Source organism: Pseudomonas sp. PDM13 (assembly GCF_025685765.1).
GTDB classification, from domain to species: domain Bacteria; phylum Pseudomonadota; class Gammaproteobacteria; order Pseudomonadales; family Pseudomonadaceae; genus Metapseudomonas; species Metapseudomonas solani.
In genome coordinates this window covers 1-22,311 of the sequence record NZ_JAOTQU010000020.1, presented here as the reverse complement: position 1 = coordinate 22,311, position 22,311 = coordinate 1, and the positions used below count along the sequence as shown (strand labels likewise).

Annotated in this window: 12 protein-coding genes; 10 read left to right on the top strand and 2 right to left on the bottom strand. The window is 66.4% G+C overall.

From position 1 onward, the window contains the following. Window positions 1-66: 66 nt before the first annotated feature. Window positions 67-1,305, top strand: a complete 1,239-nt coding sequence (locus OEJ36_RS20125; protein ID WP_263403074.1) for an MFS transporter — start codon at window positions 67-69, stop codon at window positions 1,303-1,305. Between the two features lie 96 nt (window positions 1,306-1,401). Here OEJ36_RS20125 and OEJ36_RS20120 read toward each other — a convergent pair whose 3' ends face one another. Next, entirely contained in the window at window positions 1,402-2,046 is a 645-nt protein-coding gene (locus OEJ36_RS20120) for a hypothetical protein (RefSeq protein ID WP_263403073.1), read from the bottom strand. Between the two features lie 356 nt (window positions 2,047-2,402). On the opposite strand from OEJ36_RS20120, the gene OEJ36_RS20115 reads away from it, so the two are divergent. The 5 genes from OEJ36_RS20115 to OEJ36_RS20095 all read left to right on the top strand — a co-directional run bounded on the left by OEJ36_RS20115 (window position 2,403) and on the right by OEJ36_RS20095 (window position 11,558). Next, entirely contained in the window at window positions 2,403-5,078 is a 2,676-nt protein-coding gene (locus OEJ36_RS20115; RefSeq protein ID WP_263403072.1) for a hypothetical protein, read from the top strand. Window positions 5,079-5,207: 129 nt separating this feature from the next. Next, the gene (locus OEJ36_RS20110) at window positions 5,208-6,317 is read left to right on the top strand and encodes an AAA family ATPase (protein WP_263403071.1); all 1,110 of its coding nucleotides are present in this window, start codon (window positions 5,208-5,210) and stop codon (window positions 6,315-6,317) included. Then, the gene (locus tag OEJ36_RS20105) at window positions 6,314-6,748 is read left to right on the top strand and encodes a hypothetical protein (RefSeq protein WP_263403070.1); all 435 of its coding nucleotides are present in this window, start codon (window positions 6,314-6,316) and stop codon (window positions 6,746-6,748) included. The genes OEJ36_RS20110 and OEJ36_RS20105 overlap by 4 nt, the downstream gene beginning before the upstream one ends. A gap of 2 nt (window positions 6,749-6,750) precedes the next feature. After that, entirely contained in the window at window positions 6,751-8,592 is a 1,842-nt protein-coding gene (locus OEJ36_RS20100) for a hypothetical protein (RefSeq protein ID WP_263403069.1), read from the top strand. Continuing rightward, a complete protein-coding gene (locus tag OEJ36_RS20095; RefSeq protein ID WP_263403068.1) occupies window positions 8,589-11,558 on the top strand; it encodes a bpX6 domain-containing protein in 2,970 nt (989 codons plus the stop codon). The genes OEJ36_RS20100 and OEJ36_RS20095 overlap by 4 nt, the downstream gene beginning before the upstream one ends. Window positions 11,559-11,591: 33 nt before the next feature. Here the strand turns inward: OEJ36_RS20095 and OEJ36_RS20090 are convergent, their stop codons facing one another. After that, the gene (locus OEJ36_RS20090; RefSeq protein WP_263403067.1) at window positions 11,592-15,056 is read right to left on the bottom strand and encodes a response regulator; all 3,465 of its coding nucleotides are present in this window, start codon (window positions 15,054-15,056) and stop codon (window positions 11,592-11,594) included. Between the two features lie 308 nt (window positions 15,057-15,364). On the opposite strand from OEJ36_RS20090, the gene OEJ36_RS20085 reads away from it, so the two are divergent. From OEJ36_RS20085 to OEJ36_RS20070, 4 genes are all read left to right on the top strand, one after another. Next, entirely contained in the window at window positions 15,365-17,503 is a 2,139-nt protein-coding gene (locus OEJ36_RS20085) for a type I secretion system permease/ATPase (RefSeq protein ID WP_184489449.1), read from the top strand. Window positions 17,504-17,597: 94 nt separating this feature from the next. Next, a complete protein-coding gene (locus OEJ36_RS20080) occupies window positions 17,598-19,013 on the top strand; it encodes an HlyD family type I secretion periplasmic adaptor subunit (RefSeq protein WP_043242904.1) in 1,416 nt (471 codons plus the stop codon). 33 nt (window positions 19,014-19,046) lie between these two features. Continuing rightward, on the top strand, window positions 19,047-19,595 hold the full coding sequence (locus OEJ36_RS20075) for a hypothetical protein (RefSeq protein WP_263403066.1): 549 nt from the start codon (window positions 19,047-19,049) through the stop codon (window positions 19,593-19,595). Continuing rightward, a partial coding sequence (locus tag OEJ36_RS20070; RefSeq protein WP_317891592.1) for a calcium-binding protein occupies window positions 19,596-22,311 on the top strand: 2,716 nt, incomplete at its 3' end.

Here is a 22,311-nt window from a genome sequence, read left to right as displayed (position 1 = left end):
AGCGGGTGCGACGGCGCACGCCTGCACGACAGGCGCCGGGGCCCTGATGAAGCCTTGCCGAGGTCCATGATGAATCCGTCCGCCCAGGACAGCGCCCTGCCCAGCCATATCGAAAAAGGCACTCCTGCCTTCCTGCGTACCAGCCTCGCCCTGTTCTGCGGCGGCTTCGCCACCTTCGCCCTGCTCTACTGCGTGCAGCCGATGATGCCGGTGCTGGCCCAGGCCTTCGCCATCAGCGCGGCGCAGAGCAGCATGATCCTCTCCGTCTCCACCCTGGCCCTGGCCTGCGGCCTGCTGGTGACCGGCTCGCTCTCCGACGCCCTCGGGCGCAAGCGGGTGATGGGGGTCTCGCTGCTCTGCGCCGGGCTCTTCACCCTGGCCAGCGCGGCCATGGGCAGCTGGGAGATGGTGCTGGCCATGCGCGTGCTGGTGGGCCTGTCGCTGAGCGGGCTGACCGCCGTGGCCATGACCTACCTGAGCGAGGAGATCGACCCGCGCCACACCGGCCTCGCCGTCGGCCTGTACATCGGTGGCAATGCCATCGGTGGCATGAGCGGGCGGCTGGTGGCCGGGGTGATGGTCGACTACGTCTCCTGGCACTGGGCCCTCGCCGCCATCGGCGCCCTGGCGCTGGTGGCAGGCCTGGTGTTCTGGCGCGTGCTGCCCGAGTCGCGGCACTTCCAGGCGCGCCCCATCACCGCGAAGAACCTCTTCGGCGGCTTCGCCCTGCATTTTCGCGACGCGCGCCTGCCGCTGCTGTTCCTCGAAGCCTTCCTGCTCATGGGCAGCCTGGTGACCGTCTTCAACTACATCGGCTTCCACCTGCTGGATGCGCCCTACCACCTCAGCCAGGCGGCGGTGGGCATGCTCTCCATCGTCTACCTCTCGGGCACCTACAGCTCGGCCATGGTCGGCTCCCTGGCGGACCGCGTCGGTCGGCAGAAGGTGCTCTGGGTGGTGATCCTGCTGATGCTGGCCGGCTTCGGCCTGACCCTGCTCACGCCGCTGCCGCTGATCCTGCTGGGCATGCTGCTGTTCACCTTCGGCTTCTTCGGTGCCCACTCGGTGGCCAGCAGCTGGGTCGGGCGCCGCGCCTTGCAGGCCAAGGGACAGGCGGCCTCGCTGTACCAGACGTTCTATTACGCGGGCTCGGGGATCGCTGGCACGGTCGGCGGGCTGTTCTGGAATCGCGCCGGCTGGAACGGCATCGGCCTGTTCGTCGGCCTGATGCTCAGCCTGGCGCTGCTGATCGCCCTGCACCTGGCCCGCAGGCCCCAGGGCGCGCCCTGCGCCAGCAAGCCATGACCTGACTCGCCTGCCGCAAGGCTGGACCCACGCTCACGAAGGGACGCACGCACAGCCGTCCTCCTCGCAAACGCAGGGCCTATCGCGTGGGCCTCCTCAACCCAGTTGCATGCCCAACGACCTCAACCGCGCATCGGGGTCCTGGCTGACCGCCAGCCCCGTGCCCTCGGTCATGGCCCGCAACGCGGCGGCGGGGTCTTCGGTCTTGCCGGCAAGGGCCTTGTAGTCATCCGGCAAGGCGGCATTGAAGGCGGCCATCTGCCGCCCGATCTCCTCGTCACTGGCACCGGCTGCCACGGCCGCCTGGTACAGGGCGACGCGTTGGCGCGAAACCTCGTCGATGCGCGCCTCGGCGTCAGCCTGGGTCTCGGCGGTCAGGGGCTGGCCGGCGGAGAGGACGCGCCAGGGCGGGCCTGATGAGTCGACGGCAGTGCCATCGCGGGTGGCGGCCTGGGTTTCCGGCTCGCTAGCGGCGGCAGACGATTGCAGGCTGGCGGGGCTGTAGGTCGCCTCGGGCGCCACCCCGCTCAACGGATCGTCGGCGAGGGCTGGGTAACCTCCATCGACCTGGCTGAGGAGGCTCTTGGCCTCCGCGGAAATGGACACCCTGTCCTGGTAACGGGAAGCGTTCTCCTCCTGGACCTGGACGGACTTGTCGAGGGCGGAGATCGAGGGGTCTTTCATAGCGTTGGACTGCCTGATGTAGGAATACCAGTCGTTCACTCCTGCGTTGATCTTCATGGGGTTTCCTTTTGGCCTTGCCCGGCGGACCGCTGCCGGGGTTGGAGGGCTGGGGCTTGCAACTGCACCAAGCCGGCGTGTGCTGCCATACGGAATTTCAAGCACAGGGCCTGGGGAGCAATGGCCGTGCCAGCCCTGGCCCACCACACCGGCACTCGGCGACAAAAACCTTTGCCTTCAACCGCTTGCAAACCCACGCCGGGCGCGGCTTGCAGCCCACAACGAGCCTCCGGCGAGGCCAGGGCTTGCCGGAGGCGGCAGGCCCCTGCCGCCCGCTTGCCGTAATGGCAATCGGCCCGACTCCTGCTTTACTAGGCGGACTTCAGCGAAGACCAACAGCGACCAGGGAGCGGCGGATGGAAGACCAGTACAAGGCGGAACAGGACCGGATCACCTGGCGCCGCAAGGCCCTCGGCCTCGACACCGACAACGAGTCGCCGCGCCGCCCCTGGGCCGTCGCCCTCTCCGGCGGCGGCATCCGCAGCGCCACCTTCTGCTTCGGCGTGCTCCAGGCCCTGGCCCGCGCACCCGTCGACCCCGGCGCCAACCGCCAGCCGAAGAACAGCGAAGACGATCCCCGCGCCCGCCTGCTGCCCCGCTTCGACTACCTCTCCACCGTCAGCGGCGGCGGCTACATGGGCTCGTTCTTCTCCAGCCTGTTCCAGCCCGAGCGCCTGCGCCCGGTCAACGGCGACGAGCAGGAAAAGGCCCGCCAGGCCGCCCTCGACGCCTACCGGGTGATGCGCTATCAGCCGCCGGGGCGCATCCACTCCTCCGACAACTACCAGGCCGCCCCGGTGGGTGACGGCCCCACCGCCTGGCTGCGGGAGAACGGCCGCTACCTGACGCCCACCGGCGCCGGCGACCTGATCTACGCCCTGGCGATGACCTGGCGCAACTGGCTCTCGGTGCAGTACGTGATCGGCATGCCGATGCTGCTGGTGCTGGCCCTGATCGCCCTCACCCAGGGCGCCGTCTGCCATTTCTGGCCGGGCAGCCCCTTCTGCGGCAGCCTGCTACTGGTGCCCGGCGTGGTGACGCTGCTCAGCGTGGCGCCGCTGATGCTCGCCTACTGGCTGATCTACTCGCGCAAGAGCCAGGACGAACCGCCGGCCCTGGCCAACTGGGCGACCCTCTGCGCCGTGGTGATCATCATCGCCATGGCCATCCCCGCCATTTACCTGCAATCCCACACGCCCGACACCACCAACCCGGTGGAAATCCTGCTGTGGCTGGTGATCGTCGTCACCGTGTTGGGGCTGCTCTGGTGCGCCGCGCTGGTGTTCACCCAGGAACGCAAACCGAGCCGAGACGACGCCGGCCTCGACGCCAACAACGTGCGCAATTACCGCCTGCGGGTGACCCGCGCCCTGAGCCAGTCCATCACCTTCACCGCTGCCCTGCTGGCCCTGGCGCTGCTCCACCAGTTGGCCCAGGAGCTCTATGTGGTGCTCGCCCAGGGCTACTGGCAGGCCTCCGCCCCCGCCGCGCTACTGCCGGCGCTGGCCTGGATCGCCCGCCACCTGGCCCGCTCCTCCGACGATAAGCCGCTGCCCAGCTGGCTGAGCAAGCTGCCGCTGGATGTAATCGCCCTGGTCGCCGGCACCGTCATGCTGGTGTGCATCGCCCTGGTCTGGGGCCTGCTGGTGCAATGGGTGGCCTGGAACGGCCAGGTGCCCGGCCCGGACGCCATGCCGCCCTTCGCCCTGCAGCGCCTCATCGGCCTGGCGGTGGTCGCCGCCCTGCTGGCCTGGGTCTCCGGCCAGTTCATCGGTTTCATCAACCTCTCCACCCTGCAAGCCTTCTACGCCGCACGCCTGACCCGCGCCTACCTCGGCGCCTCCAACGGCCAGCGCTTCGACGTGCCCAGCCGGCAGAGCCGCAAGCGCATGAGCGTGGCGCAGACCCTGTCCCGCGACGACATCGCCCTGGACGCCTACTACCGCACCCGCACCGCCGGCCCGCTGCACCTGATCAACGTCACCATGAACCTCACCGTGGACCCCTCCGAGCAGCTGGTGCAGCGCGACCGCAAGGGCAAGCCGCTGTGCGTGGCGCCCTACTGGTACGCCCCGGGCAACCCGGACGCCGAAGCGGTGAGCTTCATCCTCGACGGCGAACGCAAGGTGCGCATCCCGCCCAGCGGCAAGGGCGAGATCAACCAGCCGCTGTCCCTCGGCCAGTGGGTGGCCACCTCCGGCGCCGCCTTCAGCACCGGCCTGGGCCGTGCCACCAGCCTCGGTACTTCCCTGGCCCTGGGCCTGGCCAACGTGCGCCTGGGCACCTGGTGGCAGAGCAACTTCCCGCCGCGCCAGGCCGGCCCGTCGAAGAACTCCGAGCGCCTGTCGCGCTGGCTGCCGGCGCAGACCTACCTGTTCTACGAACTCACCGCGCACTTCCACGGCCATCGCCGCGACAAGCTCTACCTCACCGACGGCGGCCACTTCGAGAACACCGCCACCTATGAGCTGGTACGCCCGCAGCGGGACATCGAGCTGATCGTCATGTGCGACTGCGGCTGCGACCCGGACTACCGCTTCGACGACCTGGCCAACCTCATCCGCCTGTCGCGCATCGACCATGCCCTGGAGATCGAGGAAGACAGCGACGTGCTCGACCACCCGCTGCTATCCCAGGTGTTCTCCAGCCTCGATGGCTTCCGCCAGCCACCGGCCGCCGGCGACCGTCGCTGCGCCATGCTGCTCAACGTCTTCAGCAGCGGCGGGCGCGACGATGCCGAGGCGCCGCGCACCCTCACCAGCCGCATCCTCCTGCTCAAGCCGCGGCTGATCGAGTCGCTGCCGGTGGACGTGTTCAACTACGCCCGCGCCAACCCGGTGTTCCCCAACCAGAGCACCGCCGACCAGTTCTTCGACGAGGCCCAGTTCGAGAGCTACCGTCAGCTCGGCCTGTGCATCGGCCAGCAGCTGTTCGGCGACGGCCTCAACCACAACGCCATCGCCAATGCCCTGTGGAGCTACCTGGCCAAGCCACCGCGCGGCGTGCGCCTGGCCTCGCCCACCATCGACTGAGCCGCCCGGCCCGGCTCCCCACGGAGCCGGGCCGGGATGTGCGCCAGCCGACGAACTGCCGTAATAGCGCTTTGACAGCGCCTGCTTTTCCCGGAAAATCCGCACCTCGCTCACAGGGAAGAAGCAGTCTTGAACGATATCCACGAGGCCGCCCGGCACATCAGGGACGCCATCCGCACCGCCACCACCGGCCTTATCGGCCGCAACCAGCTCGCCGAACTCATCGTCCTCGCCGCCGTGGCCCAGGAGCACCTGCTGGTGGTCGGCCCGCCCGGTACCGCCAAGAGCGCCGTGGTGCGCCGCGTCGCCCAGGCCATGGGCGGGCGCTATTTCGAATACCTGCTGGGGCGCTTCACCGAACCGTCGGAACTGTTCGGCCCGGTGGACCTGCGCAAGCTGCGCGAAGGCACCGTGGAAACCGACGTCAGCGGCATGCTGCCGGAAGCCGACATCGCCTTCCTCGACGAGGTATTCCTCGGCTCCACCGCCATCCTCAACACCCTGCTCGGCGTGCTCAACGAACGGCGCTTCCGCCGTGGCCACACCCAGCTCGACTGCCCGCTGCGGGTTTGCGTCGGCGCCGCCAACGGCCTGCCCGAGGACGAGGCCCTGGCCGCCTTCGGCGACCGCTTCCTGCTGCACCTGTTCGTCGAAGCGGTGCCGGACCACCAGCTCGAAGCCATGCTCGCCGGCGGCTGGCAGGCCGAGCAGACGCCCATCGTCGGGCAGCACAACCTGGGCTACCTCGATACCCTCGGCCGCGCCATGAAGACGGTGAACCTGGACGCCGCGCGCCCGGCCCTGGCCGATGCCATCCGCCGCCTGCGCCAAGCCGGCGTGCAGCTCTCGGACCGCCGTATCGTCAAGTCCCAGCGCCTGATCGCCGCCGCCGCGCTGCTCGGCGGGCGCCTGCACGCCACCGAGGCCGACCTCTGGCCGCTGCTCTACGTGCTGCCGACCCAGGAAGCCCAACAGCACGGCCGCGAGGTGCTGCGCGAGCTGTTCGCCCATGCCAGCAACGACAACCTGTTCAATGCCGTGGAAGAAGCCACCCTGCAGCCGCTGTCGCGGGTCAGCCGCCTGGCCGAAGAAGCCCGCGCCTGCCTGGACGACGCCCAGGGCGCGAGCGTGGAAGCGGTGCTGCGGGAGATCGACGCCAACTTCCTCGCCGACGCCCTGCCGCCGATGCTGGCCGAGCTGCGTGAGCGCCTGGTCGCCCGCCTCGCCACACCCGCATGAGCCCCCTGAAGCAGGCCTGGCGCTGGCAACCCCGCGCCCAGGCCCTGGAACCCCGTGCCGCCGTGGCCTGGGGCGAAGCCGCCCGGCGCCTGCATGCGCGCCTGTCCGCCCTGCCCGGAGAACAGCTGGCGAGCCTGCACGCCACCGCCAGCGATGACCTGCTGGTGGTGATCGGCGAGCCCGCGGCCCTGCCCTGGGTGGACGGCATCGACTATGCCGCCCCCTGCGAGCTGGCCCCCGAACTCTGGTTGCCGACCCGGCTGAGCCCCGATGCGCCGCTGGACCTGCTCGCCCGCGCCCTCGCCAAGCGCCACGGCCGCGTTCCCCTGCTGCTCTGGCCCACGCCGGCCAGGGCGGTGCCGCTGGACCGCCAGCTGCCGCTCTCCGAGGGCCACCTGGCGCGCATCCTCGACCACTGGCAGGAACGCTGACCATGCAATTGCCCGACGCCCTGAAGCCCTGGCACCCCCTGCTGGAAGGCGTGGCTCCGGAACTCGCCGAACAGCTCGCTGCGATGCTCGGTCGCCTGCAAGCCCTGGTCGGCCCCTTCCGCGAGCGCACACCCAACGGCCCGCCCGAACCCGATGGCCTGGGTGACCTGCAACGACGCGGGCCCTATGAGCGGCTGCTCTCCAGCGAGTGGCTGCTGGCCGACGAGATTCCCGATGAGTTCCTCCGCCGCGCCGCCGGCGGCGAGCACCTGTTCCTCGCCCCCCAGCAGCGCGCACGGCACAGCAGCCGGCTGATCGTCGCCCTGTTCGACGCCGGCCCCCGGCAACTGGGCGCACCGCGCCTGGCCCACCTGGCGATGCTGATCCTCCTCGCCCGCCGCGCGCGGGAAGCCGACGGCGAACTGCGCTGGGGCATCCTCCAACGCCCGGCCTGGCACGACGGCCTGCAGGGCCCCGCCGACCTCACCCGGGTGCTCGAGGCCCGCAGCTGGACGGCTGCCGAACCCGCCCACTGGCAAACCTGGCAAGCCATGGCCGACGCGCTGCCAGCGCAGCCGGACGAGCGCTGGCTGATCGGCGGCACGGCCGAAGACGCGGGCATCAGCCACGGGCTGCAGATCACCACCCACCTCGATGGCAAGGCGCTGGAGATCACCCTGCAACAGGCCCGCAGCCGTCGCAGCCTCGACCTGCCGCTGCCACCCCCGACCATCGGCAAGCGCCTGCTGAGCGGGCAGTTCGGCCTGATGACCCAGCCCGGGCCACAGGCACTCGCCCAACCTGGGGTGCTGCACACCCAGCGTGTGGCGCTGACCCTGCCGCCGGTGATCGCCCGTTCCGGGCAGATGGTGGCACTGACGCTGCTCGACCAGAAGGGCGCGCTGGTCTTCAAGCTGCCACCGCTCCACGGCAAGAAGACCATCGTCACCAAGGTGCGCCAGCAGAACTGGCCCGCCGGCAACCAGCCGCTGGCCATGGCGTTCCAGGGCAAGAGCCTCGGCGCCATCGTGGACACCGGCGCCTACCTGCGTTTCTGGCAGTTGCAGGGCTTCGGCGCCATCAAGCGCCCGCCGCTGGAAGAGCTCAAGGCCCCACCGGGCACCGCCAACCTGTTGCCGCTGGCCCTGGTCAACAGCAATCACAACGGCCAGCGTCTGTACCTGCTGGATGCCGCCGGGCACCTGCTGTACTGGAACCGCGACAAGCAGGCCGCCAGCCACGAACCGCCACCCCTGCATCGGCTGGACTCCGATGTGCTGGCCATGGCCAGCTTCGAGGACGGCCGGCTCTACTACCTGTACAAGCGCGACCAGAGCGTCGTCCTGCAGGAAATGCTGTCGAGCCACCGGACCAATGTTCGCCTGCGCGTCGGTGAGGCCGGCGGCACCTGCAAGGCCTTCATCGCCCGCGTTGCCAATTCGTACTCCCTGCCCGCCTGTGCCCTGCTGATGGATGCCACTCCCCATGAACAATGGCGGCTCTGCCGCCCCAAGGGGCTTCAGGGCGAAGGCGCGGAGGACTGGACACTCGATGTGCCCGGCGGCTGGAGCGCCCAGGGCCTGGTGGCCGATCGCGAAACCCAGGCCCTGTCGCTGGTGCTGATGACCAGCGACCGCAAGGGCCTGAGCCTGTACGACGGCAGCACCCATCACAGATTCTTCGATTCCCCCGATCCCATCGCCCGCCTCAGCGTCTGCCCCGCCAGCGGCCTGCTGGCCATCCTCACCCATGCCCGCGAGCTGGTGGTGTATTGCAGCCAGCGCCGGGTGATACGCCTGCGCGCCCAATGCACCCTGGCCGATGACCCAGGAGCCCAGCCATGAACGCGGCGGATGCGCAGGTTCGCCAGCCGCTGCTCAAGGGCCGCCACAAGGTGGCCGGGCTCTGGCTGCCGGCCGACTGGCTGGGCGCCGAGGAACGCACGGCGTTGCTGCTGCACCACTGGCACGCCGACGCCAGCGCCTGGCGCTTCGCCGAAGGTGACCTGCTGCGTTTCGCCAGCGCCCGGCCCATGGACTGCGACGGCCTGGTCGGCTGGCCGCTGCTGGCGCTGAAGAGTGGAGGCCTGTGCTCCGCGGAGCTGTCCGCCGAAGAGCGCGCAACGCTGCCGGCCGCCGATCTCTGGCTGGTGCGTGGCGGCCGGGTGCAGGCACTGCGCCTGGCCGATGCCCGGCGCCTGGCCCTGGAGGAACACATCGCCCTCGACGGCTACCCGCTGCTGGACACCTACGACTGCCGTGCCATCCTGCCGCCGCCGATGCTGGAGGTGCTGCCGCCGATCAAGGACATCCACGCCATCCTCGATGGCAAGGTCAAGCCGCCGAGCCCGGAGCGCGACGCCTTCCTCGAGTCGCTGCTGCAGCAACAGGCCGCCGCCGGCAAAGGCACTGCCAGCCGACCTACCCCGCGCAAGACCCCCTCGCGCGCTGTCTCCGGCAAGTCGGGGATCAGCGCCAGCTGGGCGTTCTGGCTGTCGCTGTTCGCCATCATGATGGTGGGCAACTTCATCCGCGATGCGATGAGGCAACCGACGAACCTCCCGCCGCCCACCCTCAGCGCGACACCGGTGGTGGAAGCGCCGAGCGACGGTTCGGACACCGTCCTGATCGTCATCCTGATCACCCTTGCGGTGCTTATCGCGATGCTGTTCTTCGCCGCGCTGCGACGCTTCTTCAAGGGCGACCCGCAAGGCTGGACCGCACAGCCCTCGGCGCCTGCTCAAGCGTCGGCCAAGGCCCCTGCCGCCCCGCCCATCAAGTCCCGCGCCACCCAGGCGCCACGCGGGCCGAGCGCCTGGCGGCGCTTCCTCACCTCCCTGGCCATCACCTCGAAGTTCAGCGAGCTGCTCAACCGCCGCCAGAGTGCCTACATGCGGCGCATGCTGAAGATGTTCGAGGAAGGCGACATCGCCGAAGCCCTGCGCCACGCGCTGCCCCTGGGCGGCGAACAGGGCAACCTGGGCCAGGCCTTCGGCACGCCGACACGGCGCGACGATCTCGACCTCGGCAAGCGCACGGGCCCGGGCACCGCCATCTCCCTGGGCGAGGACCTCGAAGCGCACCTGCGCACGCTCTATCGCCAGCACTTCGAGAAGCTCGACCGCGAGGGGCGCATCGACGAGGCGGTGTTCATCCTCGCCGAGCTGCTCAAGGCTCGCCAGGAAGCCCTGGACTACCTGGAGCGCCACCTGCGCTTCCGCCAGGCCGCCGACCTGGCACTGGCCTGGGACATGCCGGCCGACAGCATCGTGCGCCTGCACTGCCTGGCCGGCGACTGGCGCACCGCGCTGCAGGTGGCGCGCCGCGACAACGCCTTCGCCAATGCCGTGGAGATGCTCGGGAAGAAGTGGCCCCAGGCCGCGCAGCGCCTGCGCCAGGACTGGGCCGAGATGCTGGTGGCCCGGGGCGACTGGCTGGAAGCCGTGGACGTCATCTGGCCGCTGCCGGACAAGCAGGCGCTGGCCGCCCAGTGGCTGCTGTGTGCCGAGGAAGCCGGCGGCGGCCTCAGTGCCGAAGCCCTGGTGAAGCGCGCCGTGCTGCTGCCCGACACCCTGGATGCCTACGCGGCACGCCTGAAGTCGCTGCGTGACGACCCGACGCTGGCCAGCGAGCGCCTGGCCCTGGCCCAGGCGCTTAACCGGGTCGGTACCGTGCCCCGCGCCCGCAGCAACGAACAGCTGCAACGGCTGGCGCGGCTGGTACTGCCGCCCCTGCTGGAAGACCACGCCCGGAGCCGGATCAACCTGTCCCGGCGCGACCTGCAGAGCCTGCTCAACCTCAGCCAGGACAAGCTGCTGCAAGCCGACCTGCCGCCCAAGGGGCTGCCGGAACAGGACGCCTCGCCATTGCTGCAACAGAACCCGCCGCTGCAGTGGCAGGCTCCGCCGGCCGGCCAGCGGGCCATCCTCGACGCCGCGCCCCTGGCCGAGGGGCGCACCCTGGTGGCCCTAGGTGAAGCCGGCCTGGCGGTGCTGGACGACCTGGGCCGAACGCTGTTCCGCTTCGCCGAGCCCGGCCACCGCATCGTTCTCGCCCGCAACCGCCGCGCGGCCCTGGCGCTGGCCCGGCGCGACCAGGTCTGGCGCATCACCAAGCTCGACCTGGTCAGCCGCAAGGCCACCGACCTCGGCGTGCTGGCGATGGACTTCCACGCCCATGAATTCGACGGCACCTCCTGGACCATCGGCAACAGCCGCAGCGTGCGCGTGGTGGATGTCGACCGGGCCTTCGCCGTGGTCTGGCACGTCAGCGACCTGCCGGGGCACTTGCTCGCCTTCCAGGGTTGCGCCGGCTTCGAGCAATGGCTGGTGGAAGATGGCCGCGGCGGCACCGAGCTCTGGCGCTACGCCCTGCCGACGCGGCGCCTGACCCATCGCTACGAGGTGCTGCCGTCCCGCCATGAAGGGGGGTTCTACGTCCCCAACCCGGACGGCGGGTTGCTGGAAGTCTGGTTCCGCGGCAACGAGGCGGGCGAGCAAAGCCTGCTGATACACACCCACGGCGGCAGCCGCGAGATCGCCCTGCCGGACGTCACCGCGGACCAGGTCGACAAGACGAACCTCAAGCTGGCCGACGGCTGGCTGCTCCTCGGCACAGCGACGGATACGGAAATGACGCACTGGCGACTGGTCAACCCGCGCACCCTGAAGACCTGCGCCGAGCTGGAGTGGCCGTCCGATACGCCCCTGCAGAGCCGCTCCCTGGAGCACGACTGGCGGCTGTTCGACTGCACCGGGCGCCTGCTGCGCCTGGACACCCTGACCAGCGAACTCCGTGAACTGCGCAGCTGAACAGCGGCACAGCGACCCTCGCCGCGCCCTGCTTCAGAAACGCTCCAGCTTCGGCAGCCACACGCGGATCAGCGAGAACAGGCGCTCCAGGTCGATGGGCTTGGCCAGGTAGTCGCTGGCACCGGCGCGCATGCATTGCTCCTGGTCATCCTTCATCGCCTTGGCGGTGACGGCGATGATCGGCAACTTGGCCCAGCGCGGCTCCTCGCGGATGCGCCGGGTGGCTTCGAAACCGTCCATCACCGGCATCATCACGTCCATCAGCACCAGGTCGATGTCGGGGTTTTCGTCCAGCTTCTCGATGGCCTCCTGGCCGTTGCGCGCGGTCACCACCTGGGCGCCCTTCTCGTCCAGCGCGCTGATCAGGGCGAAGATGTTGCGCACGTCGTCGTCCACCACCAGCACCTTGCGCTTCTCGAACACCTTGTCGCGGTTGCGCGCGGTCTGCAGCATGCGCTGGCGGTCGCTGGAGAGGGTCGACTCGACCTTGTGCAGGAACAGCGTGACCTCGTCCAGCAGCCGCTCGGGGGAGCGCGCCCCCTTGATGATGATCGAGCGCGAGTGCTTGAGCAGGTCCTCCTCCTCGTCGCGGGTGAGGTTGCGCGAGGTGTAGACGATCACCGGCGGGAAGGCGCCGAGGTCTTCGGCGGCCATGCGCTTGAGCAGCTCGTTGCCATGCATGTCGGGCAGCTTGAGGTCGATGATCATGCAGTCGAACTGGGTTTCGCGCAGTTGCTCCAGGGCCTCCTGGCCGCGCTCGGCGGTGACCACCTGGATGTCCTCGTCGCCCACCAGGCGGGCGATGCTGTCGCGCTGGGAGGCATCCCCTTCGACCACCAGCACGCGCTTGACCTTCTGCGTGAGCTTGGCCTCCAGGCGCGAGAAGACCTCCACCAGCAGCTCGCGGGTGGTGGGCTTCTGCGCGTAGCCGATGGCGCCCAGGTGCAGCGCCGGCTCGGTGCGGTCGTCGGTGGAAACGATATGCACCGGGATGTGCCGGGTACGCGAGCTCTCCTTGAGCCGCTGCAGCACCGAGAGGCCGGAGTCGTCTGGCAGGCGCATGTCGAGGAGCACCGCATCCGGCCCATGCTCGCCGGCCAGGCGCAGGCCCTCGCTGGCGCTGTGGGCCACCAGGCAGCGGTAGCCGAGTTCGTGGGCCAGGTCGTAGAGGATCTGCGCGAACTTGGGCTCGTCCTCGATCACCAGCACGCAGCGCCCGCCCCGGTGGGGCAGCTCGCGGTCGTCGGGGAAGCTCGGCGCCTCCGGCCTCTCGTCACCCAGGCGCGGCGGCTCGGGCAGGGGTTCGGGCTGGGCGGGAATTGGCGCGGTTTCCTTGGCCAGGTAGTTTTCCGGCAGCCAGAGGGTGAACAGGCTGCCCTGCCCCGGCTCGCTGCTGACTTCGATGGTGCCGCCGAGCATCTCCGCCAGGTTGCGCGAGATGGACAGGCCCAGCCCGGTGCCGCCGAAGCGCCGGTTGGTGGTGCCGTCGGCCTGGCGGAAGGCCTCGAAGATAAAGCCCCGCTGCTCCTCGCTGATGCCAATGCCGGTGTCGGCGACATCGAAAGCGATGCCATTGTCGGCGGGCCGCACGCGCAGGCGCACGCTGCCCTCCTGGGTGAACTTGAAGGCGTTGGAGAGCAGGTTCTTGAGGATCTGCTCCACCCGCTGGCTGTCACTGAAGAACTGCCTGGGCGCGGCGGCTTCCACCTGCACTTCGAAGACCAGCGACTTCTCCGCCGCCTGGGGCCGGAAGAGGTTCTCCAGGTTCTCCACCAGGCGTGCCAGCTCGGTCTGCTCGGGGCGGATCTCCAGGCGCCCGGCCTCGACCTTGGCGATGTCGAGGATGTCGTTGATCAGGCGCAGCAGGTCGTTGCCGGAGTTGTAGATCAGTTCGGCGTATTTCACCTGCTGCTCGTCGAGGTTGCCCTTGCGGTTCTCCGACAGCAGCTTGGAGAGGATCAACGAGCTGTTCAGCGGTGTGCGTAGCTCGTGGGACATGTTGGCGAGGAATTCGGACTTGTAGCGGCTGGCCCGCTCCAGCTCGTCGGCACGCCGCTCCAGCTCCTTGCGGGCCTGGTCGAGGGCGTGGTTGCGCTCGTCCAGGGTGTCGCGCTGCTCCTGCAGGCGCAGGGTCTTCTCGTTGAGCTGCTCGTTGGTCTGCTCCAGTTCCGCCTGCTGGGTCTCCAGGCTGGCCTGGGATTCGCGGATCACCCGCGACTGGTCTTCCAGCTCTTCGTTGGCGGTGCGCAGCTCCTCCTGCTGCACCTGCAGTTCCTCGTTGAGCTGCTGGGTCTCGGTGAGGATGTCGTGCAGGCGCTGGCGGTAGCGTGCCGCCTCGATGGAGGCGCCGAGGCTGCCGCCGATAGCCTCCAGGAAGGCCTGGTCACGCTCATCCAGCGCCCGCAGGAAGCCCAGCTCGACGATGCCATTGACGCTACCTTCGGTGGCGATGGGCGCGAGCATCACCGCAACCGGGTCGTCGCTGCCCAACCCGGAATTGACCTTGAGGTAGCTCGGCGCCAGGCCCTCCAGCACCCGGGGGCGACGCTCGACCGCCACCTGCCCGACCATCCCCGCACCATCGGCGAAGGCCTGGTCGCGGGCCTGCTCCTCGGGGGAAAAACCGTAGTCCGCCACGCGGCGCAGCTCGCCATTCTCCTGGCGCACATAGAGCGCCCCCACCACCATGCCCAGGTACTGGGCGAGGAAATCCAGCACCGCGCGGCCGATGCTGGTGGAGGACTGCTGGCCGATGATGCGCTCGGCAAGGCGCGACTGCCCCTCGCGCAGCCAGGCCTGCTGCTGCAACTGCTGGTTGTCGGCGATCTGCCGTTCCAGCGTCGCGCCGTAGGTGCTGGAGAGGCCCAGCAGCTCGCGCCGGCCGAAGTACGCCAGCAAGCCGCTGAACCCCAGGCTGAACAGCAGGTAGGCGACGATAGTGAGCACCGCCGTGTTGCTGGCCCGCTCGTTGCGATCATGGCGCAGCTGCTGCTCCACGGCGATGAACTCGGCGAAGGTCTGGCGGATGCCATCCACCAGTTGCTTGCCGCGTTTCTCGCGCACGGCGGCGGTAACGTCCTGGCCGGCGCGACGCTGCTCGATCATCTGGTTGGCGAAGCGGGACCATTGCTCCTGCATCGACTCGATACGGCGGATCTTCTCCACCTGGATGGGGTTGTCCTTGACCAGCTCGGTCAGCTCCTCCATGCGCGAATCCAGGCGCGGCCCGGCGTCCTCGAAGGGGTCGAGGAACACGTCCTCCCCGGCGATCAGGTAGCCGCGCAGGCTGGATTCTCGGTCCAGCGTGTAGCGGAAGCCCTCGTTGGCCTTGCCCATGACGATATCGGTGTGCTCGACCCAGCTGAGCACGTAGAGCAGGTAGCCGATCAGGGCGATGAACAGCGTGGCGCCGAGCACGCCGACACCAATCGGCAAGGCCACGTTGCGGGCGAGAATACGGCGGAAACTGCGTTCGTCGATGCTGGCGGTGGCGTTCATCGGCCTTCCCTGAATTGAATGCGCGAAACCCGGAAACGGGTGGCCAACGCGTCGCCGATTCCCTGACGACCGCTGGCCCGTGATGCGCAGCGCTGCGGCTGCCTGAGGAAAATGTAGCTAGTTGTGCCCGTTTCGCCCGGGAAGATCGCCCGGCGAACCCATCCGACCGGTCAAAATCGGGCCTTGCTCACTTTCGCCATCAGGAATGAGAACCGCTCATCAACTGCCGGCTTTGCGGCCTGAGCGGGTATTGGCAGAATGACGCGCGCATTGCATGGCGCTATGCCACCACCAAGGACGGAATCCTGATGCAGGACAGCACCCCTAACGAGCCAGGGCAAGGGCTCGACGCGGGCCTCGCGTGCCTGGTCATGCTCGCGCGTTTCCATAACGTCGCCGCTTCCCCCGAACAACTCGCCCACGAATTCGCCGAAGATGGCCGCCCATTCGGCAAGGCCGAGCTGCTGCTCGCCGCCAAGAAGCTCGGCCTCAAGGCACGCCCCGCGCGCAGCACCATCGCCCGCCTGGAGCGCACGCCGCTGCCGGCGATCGCCTGTGACCGCGAGGGCGGCTTCTTCATCATCGCGCGGCTGGACGACGGCAAGGCGCTGATCCACGACCCGCGCGCCCAGCGCCCGGAAGTGCTGGAGTTCGAAGCCCTGGCCGAGCGCTGGGGCGGTGAGCTGATCCTGATCCGCTCCGAGGCCTCCCTGGCCGGCGAGCTGGCAAAGTTCGACTTCACCTGGTTCATCCCCGCCATCGTCAAATACCGCAAGCTGCTGGGCGAAGTGCTGCTGGTGTCCTTCGTGCTGCAGATCTTCGCGCTGCTGACGCCGCTGTTCTTCCAGGTGGTGATGGACAAGGTGCTGGTGCACCGCGGCCTGTCGACCCTGGATGTGATCGCCATCGGCCTGCTCGGCATCATGCTGTTCGAGACGGCGCTGTCGGGCCTGCGCAGCTACGTGTTCGCCCACACCGCCAGCCGCATAGACGTGGAGCTGGGCTCTCGGCTGTTCCGCCACCTGGTGACCCTGCCGCTGGCCTACTTCCAGGCGCGCCGGGTGGGCGATTCGGTGGCGCGGGTGCGCGAGCTGGAGAACATCCGCAGCTTCCTCACCGGCAACGCCATCACCCTGGTGCTGGACGTGCTGTTCTCGGTGGTGTTCATCGCCGTGATGTTCTTCTACAGCGGCTGGCTGACGCTGGTGGTGCTGCTGTCGCTGCCGCTGTACTTCCTCATTTCGCTGATCATCACCCCGGTGCTGCGCGCCCGCATCAACGAGAGCTTCGCCCGGGGCGCGGAGAACCAGGCCTTCCTGGTGGAGACGGTCAACGGCATCGACACCCTCAAAGCGATGGCGGTGGAGCCGCAGATCAACCGCAAGTGGGACAACCAGCTGGCCGGCTACGTGGCGGCAAGCTTCAAGACCCAGACCCTGTCGACCATCGCCAACGAGGGCGTGGGGCTGGTGGGCAAGCTGGTGACGGTGGCGACCCTGTGGCTGGGCGCGCGGCTGGTGATCGACGGCGACCTCAGCGTCGGCCAGCTGATCGCCTTCAACATGCTCGCCGGGCGGGTGTCGCAGCCGATCATGCGCCTGGCCCAGCTGTGGACCAACTTCCAGCAGACCGGCGTCTCGGTGCAGCGCCTGGGGGACATCCTCAACACCCGCACCGAGCTGTCCCAGGCAGCACGCAGTGCGCTGCCGCCGATCCGTGGCAACGTCGAATTCGACCAGGTGCACTTCCGCTACCGCCCGGACGGCTCCGAGGTGCTGCGCGGGGTGAGCCTGAGCATCCAGGCCGGCGAGGTGATCGGCGTGGTCGGGCGCTCCGGCTCCGGCAAAAGCACCCTCACCCGCCTGCTGCAGCGCCTCTACACGCCCGAGCGCGGGCGGGTGCTGGTGGACGGCATGGACCTGGCCCTGGCGGACGTCTCCTCGCTGCGCCGGCAGATAGGTGTGGTGCTGCAGGACAACATGCTGTTCGCCCGCAGCATCCGCGAGAACATCGCCCTCACCGACCCCGGCGCGCCCATCGAGGTGGTGATGCAGGCGGCCAAGCTGGCCGGCGCCCACGAGTTCATCCTCGAACTGCCCGAGGGCTACGACACGGTGGTGGGCGAGCACGGTGCCTCGCTCTCCGGCGGCCAACGCCAGCGCGTGGCCATCGCCCGGGCGCTGATCGGCAACCCGCGCATCCTCATCTTCGACGAGGCCACCAGCGCGCTGGACTACGAGTCCGAACGCATCATCCAGCAGAACATGAAGGACATCTGCCGAGGCCGCACGGTGATCATCATCGCCCACCGCCTCTCCGCCGTACGCGATGCCAACCGCATCGTGGTGATGGACCGCGGGCAGATCGTCGAGCAAGGCACCCATGCCGAACTGCTGACCCACCAAGCCGGCCACTACTCGCGTCTGCACCGCCTGCAACAGGGCTGAGACGCATGCCAACCCGGACCGAACCGAATCACGCCCTCCCCCGCCGGGAGAGGGCCGGGGCGAGCCTCGCCCCCCATGCACGGATGCCCAGGCCATGAGCGCAAAACGCGAACTGATCAACCGCTACCGCAGTGCCTGGCGTCACGCCTGGCGCCACCGCAAGGCCATGGACGCGCCGCAGCGCCTGAGCCACGAGGTGCAATTCCTCCCCGCCGCCCTGGCCCTGCAGGAGCAGCCGCCGCACCCGGCGCCGCGCTACATCCAGTGGGCGATCATCGCCTTCGCCGTGCTGGCGCTGATCTGGGCCTGTGTCGGCGAGATCGACGTGGTGGCCACCGCCACCGGCAAGATCGTGCCCAGCGGCAAGACCAAGATCATCCAGCCCAGCGAGGTGGCGGTGGTCAAGGCGATCCACGTCTACGACGGGCAGAAGGTCAAGGCCGGCGACCTGCTGGTGGACCTCGATGCGCAGATCACCGGTGCCGACGTCGACCGCCTGAAGAGCGACCTGCTCGCCGCCCAGGTGGACAGCGCCCGCGCCCGCGCCCTGCTCGACGCCATCCAGGACGGCGGCGAACCCACCTCCCTCGCCGCGCTCATCCCCGAGGCCAGCCCCGAGCAGCAACTGGCCGCCCAGCGCTGGCTGCAGGGCCAGTACCTGGAACTGCGCAGCACCCTCGACCAGGCCGACTCGGAGATCGACCAACGCGTCGCCGAAATCCAGGCGGCCAAGGCCTGGGTGGCCAAGCTGGAGGAATCCCTGCCCATCACCCGCCAGCTCTCCGCCGACTACAAGCGCCTGCTGGACAAGGCCTACGTGGCCAAGCACGCCTACCTGGAGAAGGAGCAGGCACGCCTCGACCAGGAGCGTGAACTGGCCATCCAGCAGGCCCGCGTCATCGAACTCACCGCCGCCCGCAGCGCCGCCGAACGCCAGCGCAATACCGTACTGGCCCAGACCCGCCGCGCCATGCTCGACCTGCAGCATGAATCCGAACAACGCGCCGCCTCCCTCGCCCAGGAACTGAAGAAGGCCGAACAGCGCGACCGCCTGATGCGCCTCACCGCCCCGGTGGACGGCACCGTGCAGCAACTGGCCATCCACACCAACGGCGGCGTGGTCACCGAAGCCCAGCCACTGATGGTCATCGTCCCCAGCGACCAGCCGGTGGAAGTGGAAGCCATGCTGGAGAACAAGGACATCGGCTTCGTCCACCCCGGCCAGGAGGTGGAGATCAAGGTAGAGACCTTCACCTTCACCAAATACGGCGTGGTGCACGGCACCGTGCAAAGCATCTCCAACGACGCCATCGACGACGAAAAACGCGGCCTGGTCTACAGCACCCGCATCCTGCTCAAGGAAAACAGCATCCAGGTCGGCGACAACCGCATCGAACTCTCCCCCGGCATGGCCGTGCGGGCGGAAGTGAAGACGGACAAGAGAAAGGTGATCGATTATTTCCTGAGTCCGTTGAAGGAATATCAGGATGAGAGTTTGGGGGAGCGGTGAACTCTCTCACCAGCAATAGTTCGGAGCACACTTATGTTGAGAAAAATCATTCACCTATCAATAAAAACAGCCACAAGCAAATACTGCTTACTTGCCATACCATTTTTTGCGCTCTGCTTATGGCTCCCCACTTATCAAGAAACGCTGCATGCAGCAATACAATCAAAGCAATACTGGACACTCTGGTACCCAAACATAAAAAGGGTCTTTGAAGTACCCTTTAAAGACCCTCAAAGAATATCCAGCACTGTGGCCATGACAGACCTAGCCATAACAGCATGGTTACTACTAATAACTCTCTACCTGCCAAGCTACATAAGAGAAAACAAGATCCTCGAGAACATCCAAAATCACAACACCACAGAAACGATCAAGATAATCATATCCACTCTATTCGGCGCCCTCGTCGCCGGGACATGCGCATTTTGGTACAACGGAAAATATCTCTCACCATGGGGTAGCCTTTTATATACCCATGACTTCTTATTCATACTCCTCATAACAACGCTTGGCTGGACAACAGCAGTCTGCCAATTTGCTGCTACCGCCTTCATCTTGAAGCAATTTTACGGAACAAAATAAATGGACATAATACCCAAACCTGAAGACCTCTACAGCAACATACCCACCCTAATAGAAAAACTAGGGAAAGAGATTAGCGACCATTTAAACGAAGACACAATAAGCAAACTAACAACACAAATAAGAGAAAAATTCAAAGACTTTGCTGACGCAACTGATTTCTCTCCAAAGTACATAGAGCGCATCACTGATGCAGAAATAAAAGAAAGCCTTAGAAAAGGGCTAAACAAGCTATCCAGTGAAATCAAAGAGTCCGTCTTAAGTGCAAGCGCAGAAATAGATGACTTGACAAAGGCGAGAAAAATAGTTGGAGAGCTACTACGACGAGGCGGTTCCGTGACTGGTGCCATCATGCCCTTGATTGAAGGCTATGAAGCCTATCAGAAAGGCGACAGCACCAAAATGGGAAAGGTAGTTGTGGGCGCGGCCTTGGGGGCAGCAGGGGCAACCTTTGGAGCATATATTGGCACTGCTATCGCCGCAGCGGCGGGCGGAGCAGCCTCTGCTATTAGCGCTCCTGCCATAGGTGCATTCATGGGAGGGGTTATTTTTGGGACAATCTTCAACGACCTCTTGGCAGAATGGTTCCCAGAGTTCTACTTCGAACTAGGAGAGGTCATTTTTGACGTAGTAGAGCTCACTAAAGAGACTCAACAATTAGCAGTCGATTACTGGTCCGACATTCTGGTCTCTTGGGATCCATTAGGAATAATGCCCGAGGTCAATAACGACTTTAACTCTGCCAACTCCTTCGTCGAACGCCGCGACCCTCTCAGCCTTGACCTTGACGGCGACGGCATCGAGACCGTCGGCGCCAGCGCTGGCATCACCTTCGACTTCGATGGCGACGGCCTGAAAACCGGCACCGGCTGGGTCAAGGGCGACGACGGCTTCCTCGTGCTGGACCGCAATGGCAACGGCCAGATCGACAATGGCGGCGAACTGTTCGGCGTCGACACCGTCAAAGCCAACGGCCAGAAGGCCAGCAATGGCTTCGATGCGCTCAAGGACTTCGACAGCAATGGCGATGGCGTCTTCGATGCCCAGGACACCCAGTTCGCCAATGTGAAGATCTGGCAGGACGCCAACCAGGACGGCATTGCCCAGGCAGGTGAACTCAAGACCCTGGCCGAGCACAATATCGTCGCCATCAACCTGGATTCGACGGCGAGCAACCACAACTCCAACGGCAACCTGATCAGCGCCGTCGGCAGCTTCGTCCGTGGCGATGGCAGTGAAGGCACCGTCAACGCCAACCAGAGCCTGGCCGCCAACCTGGACCTGGCCAGCAACCCCTTCTATCGCGAGTTCACCGACCCCATCGCCCTGGACGACACGGCCAAGGCGCTGCCGGACATGAAAGGCTCTGGCGCGGTGCGTGACCTGCGCGAAGCCTCGATGCTCAATGCCGAACTCAAGACCCTGCTGGCCACCTACTCCCAGGCACAGACCCGCGAAGAGCAGATGGGCCTGCTGGATCAACTGATCGCCGAATGGGCCAAGAGCGCCGATTACCAGACCTTCGATGAACGCATCGACGCGCTGGATAACGGCACCACCGATGTGCGCTTCCAGTACTCCTGGGAGGCCAACTCTGCTCAACCGACCGAAGCACAGCAGAGCACCCAAAAGCTTCTTGAGCGTGTGAAAGCCCTCGAAGTGTTCAATGCGCAGAACATCCTCAAGTTCGGCAAGGTGGGTTCAGACGCAAACAGCCTGACGCTGTCGTTTGGTATCGGCGCCAATACCGGCAACAACACCTACTCCACCAGCCAAGGTGTGGTTGTAATCGATGAGAGTAGCCTTGGCTTCAATGCTGCCCAGATTGGCCTGCTGGACCAAGCGTACGAGAAGCTCAAACAGTCCATTCTTGATGGTCTTGCGTTGCAGACAACACTGAAACCCTACGTGGATCTGATCGACGTAAATCTCACAACCTCCGGGTTAAAACTGGATTACACCAAAACCTTCGAGCTATTAAACACCACCGCTGCAAGCAACCCGCTCAAAGCTACCAGTGATGCATTGGACTTCACTCGCATCTGGAAAGATAAGCCGGCAACTTACAGTGTGATAAGCAATCTACTTCCAAACTTGATAGAGCAACTTTCCACCACCAATTTGCAACATCTCAAAAGCCTCTACACCAACACAGGATTACATCTGCAATTTGGCGACGCATCCAGTAACTCACTTGCGGGAACAAGTAGCAGTGATTTGATATTTGCCGGTAACGGTGATGACACAGTTGTTGGCAATGGCGGCAACGATACCCTGATCGGTGGTGCCGGTAACGACTCACTGACCGCCTACAAGGAAAACGACCTCCTTATCGGCGGTAAGGGCAACGATACGCTCGATGGTCATGAAGGTAGCGACACCTATGTCTTCGACCTTGGCGATGGCCAGGACGTGATCGTCGACACCTCGGTGGGCTGGGGCCTGCCCAGCGTCGATGTCATCCGCTTTGGCGAGGGCATCAATCGCTCCGACCTGAGCCTGAGCCGATCCGGTGGAAACCTCACCGTTCACTACAGTGCCAACGATCAGGTAACGATAACCAACCAATACACTGGATACGGAAATCGCATCGAATTCATCGAGTTCGCTAATGGCGCCCGCATGGACATCAAGGCGCTCGAAATGGAGTTGGGCGTGCAAGGCACAGACGGTGATGACGCCTTCGGCCCTCTTGGCAACGACCCTGTTCACTTCA

Coding starts and splice junctions, on each gene's coding strand:
- OEJ36_RS20125 (WP_263403074.1), top strand. CDS start 67: ATGATGAATCCGTCCGCCCAGGACAGCGCCCTGCCCAGCCATATCGAA.
- OEJ36_RS20120 (WP_263403073.1), bottom strand. CDS start 2,046: ATGAAGATCAACGCAGGAGTGAACGACTGGTATTCCTACATCAGGCAG.
- OEJ36_RS20115 (WP_263403072.1), top strand. CDS start 2,403: ATGGAAGACCAGTACAAGGCGGAACAGGACCGGATCACCTGGCGCCGC.
- OEJ36_RS20105 (WP_263403070.1), top strand. CDS start 6,314: ATGAGCCCCCTGAAGCAGGCCTGGCGCTGGCAACCCCGCGCCCAGGCC.
- OEJ36_RS20100 (WP_263403069.1), top strand. CDS start 6,751: ATGCAATTGCCCGACGCCCTGAAGCCCTGGCACCCCCTGCTGGAAGGC.
- OEJ36_RS20095 (WP_263403068.1), top strand. CDS start 8,589: ATGAACGCGGCGGATGCGCAGGTTCGCCAGCCGCTGCTCAAGGGCCGC.
- OEJ36_RS20090 (WP_263403067.1), bottom strand. CDS start 15,056: ATGAACGCCACCGCCAGCATCGACGAACGCAGTTTCCGCCGTATTCTC.
- OEJ36_RS20085 (WP_184489449.1), top strand. CDS start 15,365: ATGCAGGACAGCACCCCTAACGAGCCAGGGCAAGGGCTCGACGCGGGC.
- OEJ36_RS20080 (WP_043242904.1), top strand. CDS start 17,598: ATGAGCGCAAAACGCGAACTGATCAACCGCTACCGCAGTGCCTGGCGT.
- OEJ36_RS20075 (WP_263403066.1), top strand. CDS start 19,047: ATGTTGAGAAAAATCATTCACCTATCAATAAAAACAGCCACAAGCAAA.